At 33.2% G+C, this 19,065-nt stretch carries 10 protein-coding genes; 5 read left to right on the top strand and 5 right to left on the bottom strand.

Annotated elements, in window-relative coordinates:
* From UIB65_RS02445 to UIB65_RS02435, 3 genes are all read left to right on the top strand, one after another.
* The coding region (locus tag UIB65_RS02445; protein WP_330039546.1) for a hypothetical protein at window positions 1–1,169 on the top strand (1,169 nt) is incomplete at its 5' end.
* Between the two features lie 272 nt (window positions 1,170–1,441).
* Window positions 1,442–5,305, top strand: coding sequence for a hypothetical protein (locus tag UIB65_RS02440; RefSeq protein ID WP_330039545.1), 3,864 nt, complete (start codon window positions 1,442–1,444; stop codon window positions 5,303–5,305).
* Window positions 5,306–5,320: 15 nt separating this feature from the next.
* Window positions 5,321–10,387, top strand: coding sequence for a right-handed parallel beta-helix repeat-containing protein (locus UIB65_RS02435; protein WP_330039544.1), 5,067 nt, complete (start codon window positions 5,321–5,323; stop codon window positions 10,385–10,387).
* Between the two features lie 120 nt (window positions 10,388–10,507).
* Here the strand turns inward: UIB65_RS02435 and UIB65_RS02430 are convergent, their stop codons facing one another.
* On the bottom strand, window positions 10,508–11,413 hold the full coding sequence (locus tag UIB65_RS02430; RefSeq protein WP_330039543.1) for an SAM-dependent methyltransferase: 906 nt from the start codon (window positions 11,411–11,413) through the stop codon (window positions 10,508–10,510).
* Window positions 11,414–11,547: 134 nt separating this feature from the next.
* On the opposite strand from UIB65_RS02430, the gene UIB65_RS02425 reads away from it, so the two are divergent.
* Both UIB65_RS02425 and UIB65_RS02420 read left to right on the top strand, forming a co-directional pair.
* A complete protein-coding gene (locus UIB65_RS02425) occupies window positions 11,548–12,993 on the top strand; it encodes a CpaF family protein (protein WP_330039542.1) in 1,446 nt (481 codons plus the stop codon).
* Between the two features lie 49 nt (window positions 12,994–13,042).
* The gene (locus UIB65_RS02420) at window positions 13,043–13,909 is read left to right on the top strand and encodes a type II secretion system F family protein (RefSeq protein ID WP_330039541.1); all 867 of its coding nucleotides are present in this window, start codon (window positions 13,043–13,045) and stop codon (window positions 13,907–13,909) included.
* A gap of 476 nt (window positions 13,910–14,385) precedes the next feature.
* Here the strand turns inward: UIB65_RS02420 and UIB65_RS02415 are convergent, their stop codons facing one another.
* From UIB65_RS02415 to UIB65_RS02400, 4 genes are all read right to left on the bottom strand, one after another.
* A complete protein-coding gene (locus UIB65_RS02415) occupies window positions 14,386–17,949 on the bottom strand; it encodes a C1 family peptidase (RefSeq protein ID WP_330039540.1) in 3,564 nt (1,187 codons plus the stop codon).
* Window positions 17,950–18,164: 215 nt separating this feature from the next.
* The gene (locus UIB65_RS02410; protein WP_330039539.1) at window positions 18,165–18,434 is read right to left on the bottom strand and encodes an elongation factor 1-beta; all 270 of its coding nucleotides are present in this window, start codon (window positions 18,432–18,434) and stop codon (window positions 18,165–18,167) included.
* A gap of 22 nt (window positions 18,435–18,456) precedes the next feature.
* Window positions 18,457–18,618, bottom strand: coding sequence for a zinc finger domain-containing protein (locus UIB65_RS02405; protein WP_330039538.1), 162 nt, complete (start codon window positions 18,616–18,618; stop codon window positions 18,457–18,459).
* Between the two features lies 1 nt (window position 18,619).
* Window positions 18,620–19,065 (bottom strand): delta 1-pyrroline-5-carboxylate synthetase (locus UIB65_RS02400; protein ID WP_330039537.1); only part of this gene is annotated, 446 nt, incomplete at its 5' end.

The raw sequence follows: 19,065 nt of genomic DNA, 5'->3' as shown, positions 1-19,065 counted from the left end.
ACGGAAACATCACCGCACTTTCAGCAGGCACAGCAAACATCACAATCACATTCGACGGAAATAAAAACTACGAAAAAAGCAACAAAACCATAAAAATCACAGTAAACATAATCAACTCAACCATAAACATTGACGACCAAACATTAGATTACGGAAATTCCCTAAACATCACTGCAGATACAACAGGCACTAAAGGAATTACCGCAAAACTAGATGGTAAAGATGCCAAAGTTGACGGATACACAATAGAAATTCCAGTATTGAATGCCGGCAGCTACACTTTAACAGTAACAACAATACCTGAGGAAAACTACAATGCAGTCACCGAAAACGCTACAATAACTGTCAGGAAACTAAATTCAACATTAACAGTCAATAACGTTACATTTGATTACAACACTATCGGATCCACAGCAGTAACATTCACAGGAGCCACCGGAGTCAAAGCTACAGTGCTAAACCAATACCAAGCCAAAGTAACTGTCAACGGCACCAACATAACAATATCCAAATTGAATGCAGGCAAATACACATTGCAAGTTACCACAATTGCTGAAGACAATTACAATCCGGTTACAAAAACAGCCAGCATTACTGTCAACAAACTCAAAACAGCTTTAAGTGGAAAATCTATTGCCACAGTATACAATGTAAACAAAAACCTTGTCATTACATTAAAAGACTCCAAAGGCAATGCACTAAATGGCGTTAATATAACAGTCCAGCTGAAAGATGCAAAAACATACAAGACCGACAAAAACGGACAAATAAAAGTGCCTACTAAAGGTTTAATTCCTAAGACTTATACTGCAAAAATAACATTCAAAGGCAATACCAACTATGAAAAAACATCCAAGAATACTGTTAAAGTCACAGTCAAGAAGGCAACACCAAAAATAACCGCCAAAAAGAAAACATTCAAACGTACAGTCAAAACCAAAAAATACAGCATTGCCTTAAAAACCAATCTAAAGAAAGCTATGAAAGGTGTTAAAGTTACACTTAAAGTCAACAAGAAAACCTACTCTGCAAAAACCAACAAAAAAGGCATTGCAACATTCAAAATAACCAAGCTGACCAAAACTGGTAAATACACCGCCGTCGTTAAGTTTGCAGGAAACAAATATTACAATGCAAAAGCTGTAAAACAAAAAATTATTGTTAAGTAGATGCAAATCTGCATCTGCAACTTCTTTTATTTTTTTAATAATTACCCACTATTTTTCAATTTAGCTTTTTTCAAGGATTTTCACACATTCAGTGTAAACCAACAGATTAACCCCACCAAGTAAAGAACCAGACAATATTATGGAGTCAATATCCCAATAGCACATTTTTCATATTTAATTGTTCAACTAATTTTTTATCAATTGAATAGTTTTATAAATGCTTATAATATATGTCATCCAAACATATAATCATTAATGGAGGCAAAATAGTAATGTTCAGTAAAAAAAACATGATATTTATCATGCTTATTTTAATATTATTTACTCTTTCAGCAGTAAGTGCTACTGATAACGCCACGACGGACGTTGTTGGTTTGGAAGATGCAAATGATAAAGAGATAAGTGTTGAAAAAACACAAGTAATTGAAAAAACAGAAAATTATGACGTGCTGAAGGAAGGTAACAATTCCTTTGGTGATTTGGCAAAGTTAATTGATAGTGCAGAGTCAGGTTCAACAATAGTTCTTGATAGGGATTATATTAATGATGACTATGATGAGGATGGAATAAAAATTAAAAAAGATATAACTATTGACGGTCAAGGACATACACTTGATGGACATTATAAGTCACGTATATTTAAGGTTTCAGATGATTCGAAGGTTGTATTTAAAAATATTACATTTAAACGAGGAAATGTTCAGGAAAAGGATGGAGGTTCAAATACACGTGGCGGGGCTATTAACGGATATTGTACAGCAATAAACTGTTATTTTACTGATAATCGTGCTAATGGACATGGAGGTGCAATGTATTTAGGTATTGCCATAAATTGTACTTTTGAAGATAACGAAGCAATTAAAAGTGAGAGTAGTGCAACATATCAGGTTGATGCAAAGTTTTGTACTTTCATAAGCGATGATATGTTAGAAGGTTCAAGGTTCCTATGTTTGATGAAAGACGGTTCGGAGTCTAAGGACACAAATATTATTGTTCCGTCTTTTACCATGGCTGGCGATACTAATACCAGTCTCGGAGGTAAAATTGCCTTTGAAATGGAATACGATGGTCAAAAATATGACGGTTATGATGTTCTAATCAGCACTATTAAAAAGAATGGAGATGAAGAAGAGTTTCATAGTTCAACTGGATCAGAGTGGACCATTCCTTTTGTTGAAAGTCGTGACTATGTCATATCTGTTAATGGATATCCCGAAATTAAACAGTACACAGGAAAATTTGATGTATATAGTGATGTTTTAATCTCAGGAAATAATTTCATTACAGGGTATAATTATGACGATAACCTCACAATCCGGGCAGTGGACAATATAAACAGACCTATGGCCAATATTCCAATATCCTATGAAATGAATGGTAAAATAACAAATATAACCACTGATGACAACGGTCAAATCACCATACCTATAGATGATTTAAATCCAGATACTTATTTAATAAATATAAATTATAATGGTACAGACCACTACACAGGATTAAACAAAACCATAACTCTTATAATAAATAAGGGCATAACTAAACTGATTCCGAATAATTTAATAACAACATATAATGTCACACAATATTTAGAAATTACATTAATAGACAACAAAGGCAATACATTAAATAACACTAAATTATCTGTTGATTTGAACGGAACTGAAGAATATAAAACAGACAATCATGGTAAGATTAAAATATCTACTGACGGTTTAGCTCCAGGTACATATGAGTATCAGGTTACATTTAAGGAAAATGATTTTTACGAAGGGTCTACCACCACTGCAAAAGCCGTTGTCAATAAAATTAGCACCAGATTGACAGCAAATCCTGTGGTAACCTTCTATAATATTGACGATGATTTGGTAATTTATTTGTTTGATGCCAATGGAAATCCATTAAGTAATACTACTATGTCTGTTAATTTAAATAAAACTAAAAATTATACTACTGATAAAAACGGTAGAATTAAAGTGAATACAAAAGGTTTGGCTCCAAATGAATACCAAGCAAAAATCATGTTTGGAGGAAATGAAATTTATTCCGAATCAAATGCCACTGCAGAAGTTGTTGTAAATAAGGGCAATTCTAAATTAATCATAAACTCAGTATCAACTGATTATAACAGTGGTGAAAAATTTATAATCAAGTTAATTGACAATGTGGGAAATCCTATTGCTGGCGAAACAGTTCAATTTGCTTTATCCGTAAGTAAAAATACTACAGATGAAAATGGTAAAATCATATTTTCAACAAATGTTGGAGAAGGATGGGAAATAAGCATAATGGATGATCAGGGAAATCCTATAAGCGGCACTTCAGTATCTACTGATATAAACGGCATTAAGAATTTTACCACTGATGACAACGGTCAAATTATAATAGATATTAAAAATGTAGTGCCTTATACATATTTTGCAAATGTAACATTTAATGGAAATGAATTCTACTCAAAATCAAATGCAACCAGCAAAATAATTGTAAACAAGCAATCCACTACACTAACTGCAAATTCCATCACAACTATTTTCAATGAGGATAAAAATCTTATTATTACATTAACAAATAGTGAGGAAAAACCTATAAGTGGCGTTCAGATATCCGTTGATTTGAGAGGTGTTAAAAATTACACTACTGATAAAAATGGACAAGTTAACATTTCAACACGCAATTTAATCCCTGGCAATTACATTGCAAAAATCAAATTTAATGAAAACTATTATTATACCGGCACAAGTGCAGAAACAGCAGTAATTATTAAGAAAGCAACCACCAAATTAAGTGTTGAATCCTCAAATGATGGTGCAAGTTTGATAATTACTTTAATGGACTGTAAAGACAATCCGGTAGGTGAAGCATCCGTATCTGTCAACTTAAATGGAATTAAAAATTACATTACAGATTCAGAAGGTCAAATTGAAATATCAACCCATAATGATTCAAAGAGTTTTGATGTCAAAATCATTTTTGAGGAAAATGAAAATTATACTGGTTCCAGCTTAGAAACAAAGGTAATTGTTAAAAAGACAACCATCTTAACTGCAGATTCTGTCACAACAACATATGGCATGGCTGAAAATTTAGTTATCACATTAAAAGATCATGCCGACAATCCTGTAATAAATGCTTCAGTATCTGTTGACTTAAATGGAATTAAAAATTACACTACTAATAAAAACGGCCATATTAAAATACCCCTCCAAAATTTGACTCCAGACACATATGATATTAAAATCAAATTTGATGGAAATGACAGTTATACTGATTCAAACACAGAAACAACAGTCACAGTTAAAAAGATTACCACTAAATTAACTGCCAATACTGTCATAACAACTTATAATGTTAATAAAAACTTAGTTATCACATTAAAAGACTATGCAGATAACCCTATTATAAATGCTTCAGTATCTGTTGACTTAAATGGAATTAAAAATTACACTACTAATAAAAACGGTCAGATTAAAATCCCAATCACAAATTTAGCTCTAACCAATTACACTGCTAAAATCAAGTTTGATGGAAATGACAGTTACGAGGGTTCAAGTGCAGAAACAGCAATCATTGTTGAAAAAGCAACAAGCAAATTAACTGCCAATACTGCTACTGCAGCATATAATGATGATAAATATCTAGTTATTTCATTAAAAGACAATGCAAACCAACCTATAGTGAACGCTTCAGTATCTGTTAATTTGAAAGGTATTAAAAATTACACCACCGATGAGAATGGTCAAATAAAGATACCTGTTCAAAAGCTGACTCCAAAGACCTATGTTGCTAAAATTAGTTATGGCGGAGACAATAATCATATCGAATCTGATTCCTACGGAGTGATTGTTGTTAAAAAGGCAACCCCTAAACTAACAGCAAAGGCAAAAACTTACAAGGTAAAAACAAAAACCAAAAAATACAGCGTAATTTTAAAAACCAATAAAAATAAAGCAATAAAAAATACCAAAGTGTATTTGAAAGTTAACGGTAAAACATATGTTGCAAAAACCAACTCCAAAGGAAAAGCAACATTCAAAATTACCAAACTAACCAAAAAAGGTAAATTTACAGCTGTAGTTACATACAAAGGAAGTGCATACTACAATAAAGTAGCTAAAAAGGTTAAAATTAAAATAAGATAAGTGAGGAATAAAACAATGTTTAATAAAAAATATTTAATGCTTTCAATATTTCTTTTAAGCTTATTAACACTTTCTGTAGTAAGTGCATCCGATAATGCTACAGAGGTCATTAGCCTAGAAGAATCAAATGATGCCATCAGCATTGGGGAAACTCAAGCAATAGGGCAAATTGAGGATGACACTCTTATTGATCTTGACGGAGGCACATTTTCAGACTTGCAAAGAAAAATTGACAATGCAAATGCAAGTTCAACAATAACACTAGAAAATAATTATACCTATGATGACGGATTTAACAAAGATGGAATTTTAATCTCCAAAGAAATAACCATTGAAGGTAACGGATTTACAATCGATGCAAGCAAAACTTCAAGAATTTTCAATGTTACAAGCACTGGCGTCGTATTTAAAAATATCATTTTTACCAATGGTCATGCTGAAGGAAACGGTGGAGCCATTAGTGGAAGCGCTACAGCAATTGGCTGTACTTTTAACAAAAATTATGCAAATGGTGATGGTGGAGCAATATACAATGTCAATGCAGAAGGCTGTACCTTCTCCGGAAACTGTGCTGAATATCGTGGTGGAGGAATATACAACGGTAATGCAACAGACTGTACTTTTACAGACAACAATTATGCAGGTCAAGCCGGCGGAGGAATGCATACTGGTGATGCTTTAAACTGTATTTTCACAGGTAATGGTGCTAAAGACCAGGGTGCTGCAATGTACGGAGGTAATGCAGTTGGATGTACTTTTGAAAACAATAAAGCAGACAATCATGGTGCCGCTATTTCAAATGGTAATGCAGTGAACTGTAATTTCACTGGAAATCAGGTTAACCATAATGGTGGAGGAATATACAACGGTAATGCAACAGACTGTAATTTCAAAGGAAATGAAGCGTTTAGAGGAGGAGGAATATACAATGGAATAGCTACAAATTGTATGTTTGTAAAAAATGTTGTTAGAGAAACCGATGATGATGATGGTGATGGTGGTGCAATGTTTGGGGGTGCTGCTTACTACTGTACATTCGATACAAATTATGCACACGATGACGGTGACGGTGGTGCATTATCATATTCCTATGCTGAATATTGTATATTTATTAAAAATCATGCTGCTGATTGTGGAGGAGCGATTTATTATACTTCTGCTGTGAACTGTAATTTTACTGAAAACTCCGCAACCGGAGAGGGAGGTGCAATTTATAAAGGAGATGCAACCAATTGTACTTTTGAAAGAAATATTTTAGATGGAGACGGCGAAGATGGTGGTGCAATCCGTTATGGTAATGCTTATAACTGTAATTTTACAGGAAATAAAGCATACCACGGAGGTGCAATGCACAGTGGTTATGCTGAAAATTGTACATTCATTGCCAATTCCGCAGATGGTGGCGGTGCAGGTCGTTACCTTGATGCAAAAAATTGTGTTTTTATAAATTGTAGTTCTTCTGATGACGGAGGAGCAATTCATGTTGGTGATGTAGAAAACTGTATTTTCACTGGAAATCATGCATCAGATTGTGGCGGTGCAATTTATAAGGGAAATGCTGTGAATTGTACTTTTGAAGAAAATTCTGCAGATAATGGTGGTGCAATGCATGCTGGAGGAGAAAACTGCAAAGCCCAATATTGTACTTTCAAATGTAATGAAGCCCTTGATGATGACACTTTGGATGACGGAGGTGGTGCAACATTCGACATGAATGTTTATCATTCTTACTTTGAGAGAAATTATGCAAAAGGCTCTGGAGGTGCAATACACGGAGGTTATGCTGAAAATTGTACTTTCGTCGGCAACGACGCAAAGCAACAAGGATCAATATCTGCTAAATCTAAAAGAGTTCTTTGTAAAGTGCCAGCAGGAACTAGTAGTTATTATGATTATGAAACAGAAATACCTGTTGGACACATAACTGTAGACTCTGAAGGTAAAACAGAGTTTAATAAAAGAGACAATTTAACAATAATGTTGTCTGTAGATCAAAAAAATTATAACTGTTATGAACTTTATGTTCATGCTACTGGCCCTAATAATTATGATAAAACATTTTATACATTATCCTCTTATGATTGGATGGTTAATTTGACTAGGTCTGGTAAATACCATATTGAAATTGGGGCTGTGGATATACCGGAAGTAGAGGTCTATTCTATGAATATTACCTTCTATTCAGCCGTCAACATGATTACCAATGATATTTCCACAACTTATGGGGAAGATGAAAGTTATGTAATTACTTTAAGAGATGACTTTAATAATCCAATTTGTAATGTCACAGTAAATGTTGATTTGAATATTGTTAAGGATTATACCACTGATGACAACGGTCAAATCAATATATCAATTAAAGATTTAAAACCTGGCACATACACTGCAAAAGCCACTTTTGACAATATGAACTATAATCGAGTAATTAACATCAACACCATTTTCATTGATAAACAGACTGTAATGTTAATACCAAACACATTGGTAACAACCTATAATTCCAATGATGTAATCATAATTAGTTTATATGACAATAAAAACAAGCCTATAAAAAATATTACATTGTCTGCTGATTTAAACGGGACTAAAAATTATACAACTGATAAACAAGGTCAAATTGAGATATCTCCTAAAGGATTAATTCCGGACACTTATGTTATTGATGTTGTATTTGAAGGTAATGAGTTTTATCACAACTCAAAATCAACAGGCAAGGTTATAATTCAAAAGGACTTCACCAAATTAATTGCAAACACAATGATTGCAACATATAATGATGGTAAACAACTCACAATAACTTTAACTGATGGCTATGACAATCCTATCCGTGAAGCTTCAATAGTTGTTGATTTAGACGGCGGAAGTAAAAAGTACACTACAGATAAAAATGGTCAAATCAAAATATCTCATGAAGACTTAACTCCGGACACATATGATGTGAATGTCTCATTTAAAGGAAATGATTTATATAAAGAATCAAAAACTGTCACAACACTTGTCATCAATAAAATAGGCACCAGTATAAATGTGGATTCATTAACAAAAGAATATATTTTTGCTAAGGATTATGTAATCATTATGAATGATGATGACGGCAATCCTGCAGGCAATGTTTCAATTGTGATTGATTTGAATGGAACTAAAGAATTCACAACTGATGAGAATGGTCAAATTAAATTCAACATTTATGAAAATGATAAAACAATGATAATTTCCATAAATGATGACTTGGGAAATCCTTTGAAAAACGTCAAATTATCAGTTAATTTAAATGGAACTAAGAAGTACACCACTGATTCAAAAGGTCAAATTAATGTATCCACTGCAGATTTTGCTCCTGGAACTTATCCTGTCGATGTTGCTTTTGGTGGAAATGAAATTTATTCCGAATCCAATGCCACTGCAAAATTAACAGTCGTCAAGTGTACAACCCAATTAACCGCCAATAACGTGTCAACAAAATATGGTGAAAACAATGATTTAATCGTCATCTTAAAAGATAATCTTGGAAATCCTATAAACGATGTTCAGGTATCTGTTGACTTGAATGGTGTTAAAAACTACACTACAGACAATAATGGTCAAATTAACGTTTCAACAAGCAAACTTGCACCAGGCACATACATTGCAAAAATCCACTTTGGCGAAGATGATTATTGCTTTGGATGCGATATGAAAACAATAGTTGAAGTTAAAAAGACAACTACACAAATAATAGCAAGTTCAGTTGAAACAACTTATAACAGTGGCCTATTTTCTATTGTTTACTTAAAAGATATTGATGGACATCCTATAACAAACGCTACATTATCTGTTGACTTGGACAGTGTTGAAAATTACACAACAGATGAAGACGGTGAAATAATATTATCTACTTATGGCTTGACTCCCGGCAACCATACTGTCATGATTGAATTTAGCGAAAATGATTATTATACAGGTTCAAGCAATGAAATTTATATCAGCATTGAAAAAAGTGAAACTACATTAACAGCAGATGCAGTTGAAACCGATTATGGCATCAATAAAAATTTGTTTATTACCCTAAAAGATAGTGATTGTGTTCCTATTATAAATGCTTCAGTATCTGTTGACTTGGACGGTATCAAAAACTACACTACCGATGAAACCGGCCAAATAATAATACCAATCCAAAACATGACTCCCGGCAAATACGTTGCTAAAATCAGTTTTAAGGCAGAATACTATATTGCATCCGTTATAGAAACTTCAGTTGTCATTAATAAAATTGAATCCAAATTGACTGCAAATTCAGTTGCAACAACATATGGAATTAATGAAGATTTAATTATTAAATTAACAGACAGTGATGACAATCCTATAGCAAATGCAACAGTATCTGTTGAATTGGATAGTGTCAAAAAATACACAACCGATGAAAAAGGTCAAATAACAATACACTCCAACAACATCACTCCCGGAAGCTACATTGCCAAAATCAGTATTGATGACAAATATCATAAGAGTTCCACTGTAGAAACTGCAGTTGTTGTTAATAAAATTGCGAGCAAATTAACTGCAAATAACGTTACAACAACTTATAATGTCAATAAGAAGTTAATTATTTCCCTAAAAGATGGTGACGGCAATCCTATACAAAATATTTTTGTATCTGTTGATTTGGGAGGTGTTAAAGATTACATCACCAATGAAAAAGGCCAAATTAACATACCTGTTCAAAAGCTAGTTCCAAAAACTTATGTTGCTAAAATTAAGTTTAAAGGAAATAGCCATTATGTTGGATCCAAGACCGCTGATGTAGTTGTTGTTAAAAAAGCAACCCCAAAAATAGGAGCCAAATCAAAAAGCTTCAAGGTAAAAACAAAAACCAAAAAATATGCAATAACCTTAAAAAACAACAAAAAACAAGCCATGAAAAATACTAAAGTGTATTTAAAAGTTAAAGGTAAGACATATGCTGCAAAAACCAACTCCAAAGGTAAAGCAACATTCAAAATTACCAAACTAACCAAAAAAGGTAAATTTACGGCGGCAGTTACATACAATGGCAACAAATACTACAAAAAAGTAACCAAGAAAACTAAAATAATTATTAAGTAGATGCAACCGCATCTACACCTTTTTTTATTTTTTCTGAATTAAATCATTACTTTTAATCCAAATTATCTATTTTTTCCGTTTCACATGTACATAAAACAATATCTAAATTTTAAAAACTTCTTAGATAATCAACACATTATCGGCTTTTTTTTCGGCCTTTTCAGTAATATCTGAAATATCTGCACCTGGAAACGCATCAATTATGCACAAATCAACATTATCGATTTTTAAATCCTCAAAAGATTCATTGAAAATTTCAAAGTTATCAGCGATTTCATTTATTTGCAAATTGACTTTAAGCTGGTCAATCATTTCAGGATTTATGTCATTGAATATTACCTTTTCAAAGCCATATTTCAGCAGATAGATTCCCAATGCTCCCAAACCACACATTGCATCGACAGCTATGCCTTTTTTAATTCCATTATTATTCAAATAGTTATGCAGCTGAACCAGCTTTTGTTCTGTGGTGACGGCCACTTCAATATGGTGTCTGGACTGGTTTTTAACAATGATTATCTTTTCATCAAGCAGTGTTCTCATGACATTTATCTGAGTATCGTCCCCGTCAAGAATTTCAAAATGATTTATCTTTGAATTCTTATCAAGCATTCCAACGGTATTTTGAGGACTTCCCTTTAAAACACATGCCACTTCAGAAACTTCCCCCATCAATCTTGATGTTACTTCATCATTGAAATCAGGATGCAGCAGTATCAAACTGTTTTTATTGAGAAATTGAGGATTCAGACTGCTGTAGTAGAAATTGGACAACGGAACTGGGGAGTTGCGCCTTAATGTAGCAGTTTCAGGAACTATATCCTCTTCCACCATTATTTTTAAAATATGTGCCATCACAACATCAATCGGTCTTTTTCCACAGGAACATCTTTTAAAGTCATCATCGAGACTTTCAAAGTCCTCATAGTCACAAATCGGTGAAAATTTTTTTATCTGAATATCTCTGCATTCCCCACATTCATGAAGGGCATTAATTTTCTCATCCAAATCTTTCTTGTCAAACATGATTGCACCCACAATTGAATTATATTTAAAGTATTGTTTTAAGTCAGTAATTATGATTTGCAAAGTAATAAAAGTTTATTAATTAGTAATACTAATTTTAAGAATATAGAAAAAAGACTCAGCAGGTTTTAAAAATGGAAACAAAAGAAAATTTAAGCAATAATGTAGTTATGCCCCAATATGACGTTTTAAAACAAAATTACACAACTGAAGAAAAAATTCTTTTAAACGAAATTCGTGAAAACTTGGTTGATTTAGCTATATCATCCGGCGAAAATTTTCAGCCGAACGAGGACAAGCTATTAAATGACATCAAGGCATTTTTATTCAATAGGTTCGCCGGAGAAAATCAAAATAAAAGAGTCCCAAATGAATATTTAGACAACTTATCTCGCAAGCTACTCAGGGACATAATTGGATATGGTAAAATCGACTCATTGATTCAGGATGATGAACTTGAAGAAATCATGATAATCGGCATAAATAAACCCGTTTATGTATATCACAGAAAACATGGAATGATGAAAACAAACATCTATTATGATGACGAACAGGAACTAACCGACTTAATAGATTCTATGGCAAGGCAAATCAACAGACGAATCGATAAGGAATCACCAATTCTGGATGGAAGACTGAGTGACGGGTCTAGAATCAACGCCACAATTCCTCCAGTATCTGCAGACGGCCCGTCACTTACAATCCGTAAATTTAAAAAAGACCCACTGACCATCATCGATTTGATAAATTCAAGGACCCTGTCACTGGAACTGGCGGCATTTTTATGGCTGTGTTTTGACGGACTCGGAGTCAGGTCAGCCAATGCAATAATATCCGGAGGGACAAGTTCCGGAAAAACAACCACATTAAACGCATTAGCATCATTCATCAATCCAAAAGAAAGAATAATAACCATAGAAGATACACTGGAACTTCAAATACCCCATGAACACGTCATCAGAATGGAAACCCGACCGTCAAATGTTGAAAACAAAGGGGAGTTGACCATGAACGACCTTGTTAAAAATTCCTTAAGACAGCGTCCCGACAGAATAATCGTTGGAGAGGTGAGAGGCGAAGAGGCAATCACATTATTTACCGCATTAAACACAGGCCATTCAGGATTCGGAACACTCCATTCAAACAGTGCACGAGAAACAATTACAAGACTGACAACAAATCCCATGTCCGTTCCAAAGATAATGATTCAGGCAATTGATTTCATTATAATGCAAAAAAGAATTTACACACCATCCGGAGTTTCCTACAGAAGAATCAGCGAGGTTGCAGAGATAGTCGGCTCAGAGGAAGGAGTAATCCAGCTGAATAAGATTTTTGAATGGAATCCTGAAACCGACAGCATTGAAAACGTGAGCATTTCAAGCAAAACATTGACCCAAATTGCTAACTTAAGCGGAAAATCACTGTATGAAATCAATAAGGAGATTGAAAACAGAGAGTTATTGCTTAAACATATGGTAAATCAAAATATCCATCGTGAAAATGAAGTCAATACCATTCTAGAGATGTATTATGCCAATCCTCAAAAAGTTCTAAACAGAATCCTTCTAAACGGGTGATATTATTTTTAAAAAATTCTTTGTTGCACTGGGAGGAATATTCCTCTTTGTGGTGAACTCCATAAAAGGCATTTCCCTAAAAGACATAAAAATCAAAAAAGAAGATGAAAACAAGCTGGATTTGAAAATGTTTTCCAGAATAAATTTTGAAAGCAAAAATGAAAATCCAAAAAAGAATGAAGATAAAATCTATATAATCAGAAATAAACTGATCAAATACTTCCTTAACAAAAAAATCATAATTCTTCTGATTGCATTTTTGGTTTTGATAACATATTTCACCAGTTTTGAAATTGGAGGAATCTATTTGGTCCTAGTCACAATGACCTACACATTCCTGATTTATTATCCTCAGATTAAAGAGAAAAACAGCTACTCCGATTTGAACCAGGAACTTCCCTATGCATTAAGACATATGAGCATAGAACTGAAATCCGGAAAGGGATTGCATGATACCATGCTGACAATCAAAAATTCAAATTACGGATCCCTGTCAAAGGAATTTACACGTGTTCTTGAAGAAATAAAGTTTGGAAAACAAACCGAAGAGTCATTGCAGGAAATGTCGCATAGAGTCAACTCGGAGGGCCTAAGCAGGACTATCCACCAGATAATCGGGACTTTAAGAGTTGGCGGCAATCTGGCAAACAGCCTGGACATCATTGCAAAAGACATTTCCTTTGAAACCCAAATAAAGCTAAAGGAATATTCCCAAAAACTGAACTCATTTATTCTGATTTACACATTCATAGCCATTTTAGCGCCTGTCATCATTTTAATAATGCTCATGGCCGGATCCACAGTAATGGGAGATGTTATTTCTGGAAATTTATTGATATTGGTCTATTCATTATTTTTCCCACTGGTCGTTATGATGATGGGAATAACAATTAAAAAATTAGAACCTAAAATTTAAGAATTTGAAAAAATCCACATTAAAAAGAAAACTCGAAAAATATTAACAAAAAAAGAGATAATTTTGGTGTTTAATTGTTTTGAGGAGATTTAAACACCAAAGACTTTACTGGAAAATTTTTGGCAGAAGAAATTTTCCAATACAATATTAAATTAGAAAATTGTGAAAAGCTAATTTAATATTTAACTTATTTTGGAGATTGCATATTATTTGACTGATTATATAAATAATATGTTTTGGGAGTAATGTTTTAATACGCCTAAAATTTAGGTGTACCTAAATTCACATCACTATGTATTACATAGTAAATGATAGTATATAAATGTTTCGGTATTTTTTAGGCAAACCTAAAAATTTGGAACATATTATATAGCACGTGTTATAATATGTCACGTGTTATATAACAAGTAGTATAAACTAATATATAAATATTTTGATTAACCAAAAAATTAAAAAAAATGTCAGGGATTGAAACCCTAACGTTTGACAGTTAAAGTTGTTTTTATTGTATTTTTAAGGTAGGTAAATTTCATAGTATATTTTTTACCTACACTAAGCTTATTTATAACACTTTTCTTAATGGTGAATTGAGCTATTCCTTTTTTATTGGTTTTCTTAGCGATTTTTATACCATTAAGATTCAATGTTATCTTTTTGCCGCTGACTGCCTTTTTACCATTCTTGAGAGTTGCCTTGACAACTAGCTTTTTGGAAGACTTTTTAACGGAATACTTCTTGGATTTAAGATTTTGCTTTACCTTAACAGTTTTCTTGATAGTTTCTCCCTTGTATGATGCAGTCAACTTATAGGAACCCGGTTTTATAGTATTAGGTATTTTAAAGGCAATTGCTCCTTTGGCATTGGTTTTGACCTTGTAGGTTTTCTTGTTAATCTTAATGACTACTACCTTATTTTTGCCGACAGGTTTGGCATTGTCGCCAAGTATTGTAGCTTTAAACTTGGATCCGTCAAAGTAATACATTGCAACATTTTTCTCATCTGAAAACCTTGAGTAAACCAGTATTTTAGTTGTTCTGCTCTCACCGGTTTTTGGATTCTTGACTATGATTTTTTGTGCCTTGGTCAATTTGGTAAATTTAACTGTTATGTATCCTGAATTGTCAGTTTTGTAATTCTTAGATTTTCCATTGACAGAAACTGCAACCTTAACATTTTTTACAGGCTTTCCGGCAGAATCCAAAATCCTCACTTTATAATTGCAATTAGCATTATAAGTCCTTTTGACATTGGAATCAACAACAGTGTTTTTTATAATGACGTAATTAACGATTGAAGTTCCATTGTAAGTTGTTGTGATGCTGTACTTTCCAGGATTGCTGTTGATATTGAGTTTAGCAATTCCATTTTCATCAGCAATGACCCTTGACTTTTTACCGTTGAATGTGAAAACAACCTCTTCACCGGCACCGACTTTTGCAACAAATGGAGTGTCATTCTTATAGTATTTCACCAAATTTCCAGTAATGTTTAAATCGGAAATAGTGTAAGCTTTTAAAATAGCTACGTTATTAGTGTTTGCTAAATCTATCCACTCACTACCATCTTTACTTACTAAAGAAGTGCCTTTTTTAGTATGAATTCTAAGATCAAAGAGAACAGGCAGCTTATTTTTGAATGTTATCTGGAAAACATCTCCTTTTTTGATTTGGATATACTTGTTTAATTTGATTGTTGAATATCCTCCAAATTCACTTGCGCCCTTTTGGGAATAAACATCAACACCATTTACAGATATTGTAAATACATAATCCCTGCCAGTTTTATCGAAATAGGTTCCAACTGCCGCAATCAATTCATTTTCATCAGCGGTGAACACATTAGAATAATAATTATAAGTATTGACTAATTTTATTTCGCCACCAACATCAATCTGATACATCCTATTGTAGGAATCGTTATTAATTATATATCCAACACTTTCCTTGTCCATAGCAAATGATTTATCATAATATGAAACATAGAAATATCCTCCGTCAGCCCAATTGGACCCCCAGCTGTTTTTAACAATCCATGCACCATCGCCGGGAGCAGGTTTTAGGAAATTATTTCTGGAATAATTATCGTCCCATCCCACAACACAAACTCTATGAGTTGATATTGGCTTACCATAATAATACTGTGCAGAGCTTGATTTATTGAAATAAGTATCTTCATCAAAATCAGCATTGTGACTGACTGCCAAAGCACCGTATTTAAGAAGTGCATTCTTAATTAAATTATTGTCCGCAGAATTCTTTCTTGCAGGAACAACAACCACATTTTGAATGTGAATGTCATCTGGGGTGATAAGCAATGGAGAAATCTTACCGAGCTCATCATAACTGTCATATTCACCAGGGAAAATTCCCATCCAGTCAACCAAATAAGCAATAGGGGCAAAAGGAGTTCCACCTTCATCCATATCCAACTGTCCGTATTTTGAATATTGAAGCATTGAATTTTGGACATTGTTTTCAGACAACAAATAGGTTACGTTTGCATATCTCATTAATGCAGACTCCAATGCTGCCACATTACCAAATGCCCAGCAGGCTCCCATAAATCCTTGGTTTTTGACAGGTGAAACCCATCCGTAGTCCCTCAAATCAAATTTTTCAGGTAACGGACCAACGATAGTATTGTTATATATTATAAAAGGATTTGCAGTATTTTCAAAGTTATAGAAATTATCGGTATTGCCGAATGATCTTTTATCACTATTGAAAGCATTTCCTTTACCGCTTACTTTTCCATATACTGTGTATATGCTTGTAACATTAGAAGGATTGTTGAAGTAATTATTTTCCAAAGTCAGTTTAGTATCATATGCAGAAATTGTAGATACCTCAAAAGCCAGATTGTTCTCAAAAGTGCTTTGCCTAATAATTACTGTTCCCTTATCGAAATATCCTGCACCACCATAAGATAAATTATTCTTGGCCATATTGGATTTGAAAGTTGAATTTAAAATGTTCACATTAGCATAACTGGTATAAATTGCACCACCGTCATACTCTACGGAATTTTTAACAAAATCAGAGTTTTTAATGATTAAGGATCCACCCAATTGAAGAATAGCCCCACCAAATTCGGAAGAACAATTAGTAAATTTAGCAGAATTAATCAGAATAGTTGCTTTTTGATGTTTACCACTGTCTCCATTGACATCAACAAAAATTGCCCCACCATTCTTATCTGATTTAACATTTTCAAATTCAGATTCTTTCACAGTAAGATCTATTAAACTTTTGGTTGCAATAGCTCCTGCAGTTTTATTTGCAAATAAGTTTGTAAATTTGGAGTTGGAAATTGAAACTTTTCCCTTTTCTGTAGCAAATATTGCAGTTGCATATTTGGAGGTAGTGTTTAAAAAATTAGAGTTCAAAACAGTTAAATTTGAATTGGATAAGTAAATTTGACCCTTAATGATTTTATCGGAGCTGCTGATGAATGTTGAATTGTCAACAGTAACACGACTCAATGATGCTGTGATTGAGGCGCCTTCATTACCGCAGTTATCAATGAATTTACAGTTTTTAACGTTTAGAGTTGCCTTGGATGAAACAACAGCCCCCATATTAGAAGAGTCCTTACCTGAACAGTTTATAAAAGTTACGTTATTAAGTGTCAGCTTTGAGTAGGTTATAATTGCAGAACCAGATCCACAATAAGCATTTTTTATAACCAAATTCTTTATTTCCACATTATTTCCAACAACCCTAAATGCTCTTGCCTGATTAGAACAGTCAATTGCATGATTATTTCCGTTGATTGTAAAATCAGCCTTAACTATTCTAATTCCATTGGTATAATTCATATCAGTTTGATTATCAAATGTATAATCTGATTGCATATTAAAACTTGAATTTTCAGTGGCAATATCACCATTTAAATCATAAAATGATTTAATATCACCGCCATCTTTTAAAACATCACCAATATCACCAGTACAGTTTAAATCGGCTGCAGATATTGCAGTGACTGAAAACAATAAAACAATCAATATAACTGAGCATAAAATAATTTTATTAAATTTCATGAAAATTACCTAGATTATTTATTATTCTACATATATCTATTCTATAAATTATAAATTATATACACCAAAATCGAGATAACATAAATTATCCAAAAAAATAGAGTAATGAGAGTTATTAATCTTAATAACCCAAAAATACATTTTTATAATATCTAAAATAAGAAATTATGGGAAAAAAATCGATTTTTTAATCTTTCCCCTACAGAAAATCAATCTTACATTAATCTTCCGACACCAGTAATTTCAATACTGGCAACGCCTTCAATACCTGAAACCATTTCTTCAACCGGTTCAGATCCGCCTTCACCATCATCAGTGATGAATTTGAAAACGATTGCTACTAAACCGAATGCAATAGGTTCTTCTGAAATTTCGTGAATTTCAGCACCTTCTGGCATGGAATCTTTAATAGTAGCTTTAATAGTTTCTAAGTCTATTTCAGGACTATCTGGCATAATTTTCATTGTTGTTAATACTTCACCCATTCTAATTCCTCCATTTTAAAACTTATGGTCCTTCAAATCCACATTCACATTTGTAAGCGTGACCAAAGGTACGGCATTTTTCACATCTTGCTATTTTTGCTCCACAAATCGGACATTCGAATTCGACAAATGGTCCGGTTAATGGAATTTCTTGTTTACATGAAATACATTCTAAAGTTTTCATTTTATTCACCTATTATTTGTGTGTAATCGAAGTTATAATCATTTATATTATCATCTATTAAAGATAAAACCCTTTCAGGGCACTTCCCATTCACAACATAACAATTAGTCCCAAACTCTAATAAAAGAGACGGTAACATTACATCAATCGACGACTCTTGAAAAGTTAGTAATGTTGTTGCATCGATTTTACTTATGAATGTTGAACCTGGCTCCTTCGGTTCTTGGGTATATATACCATTTACATTTGTTACTATTAAAAGGTTTGCATTTAGGAGGTGGGCAACATATGCCGAAATCGAATCTGAAGTCACATCCCAGCTGCATTCGAAGGGGTCCTCTTTTCTTAAAAATTCGGAAACGACAAAAATGGGAGTGAATCCTTCATCGGATATTTCACGAACTTCATCCAAGGTATACGCCAGTCTTGCAGAATCTACTTTATCGT

It is taken from the genome of Methanobrevibacter sp., assembly GCF_036307625.1.
Classification (GTDB): domain Archaea; phylum Methanobacteriota; class Methanobacteria; order Methanobacteriales; family Methanobacteriaceae; genus Methanocatella.
Note: the sequence above shows the minus strand (reverse complement) of the source record. Positions and strands in the feature narration are given on the sequence as shown.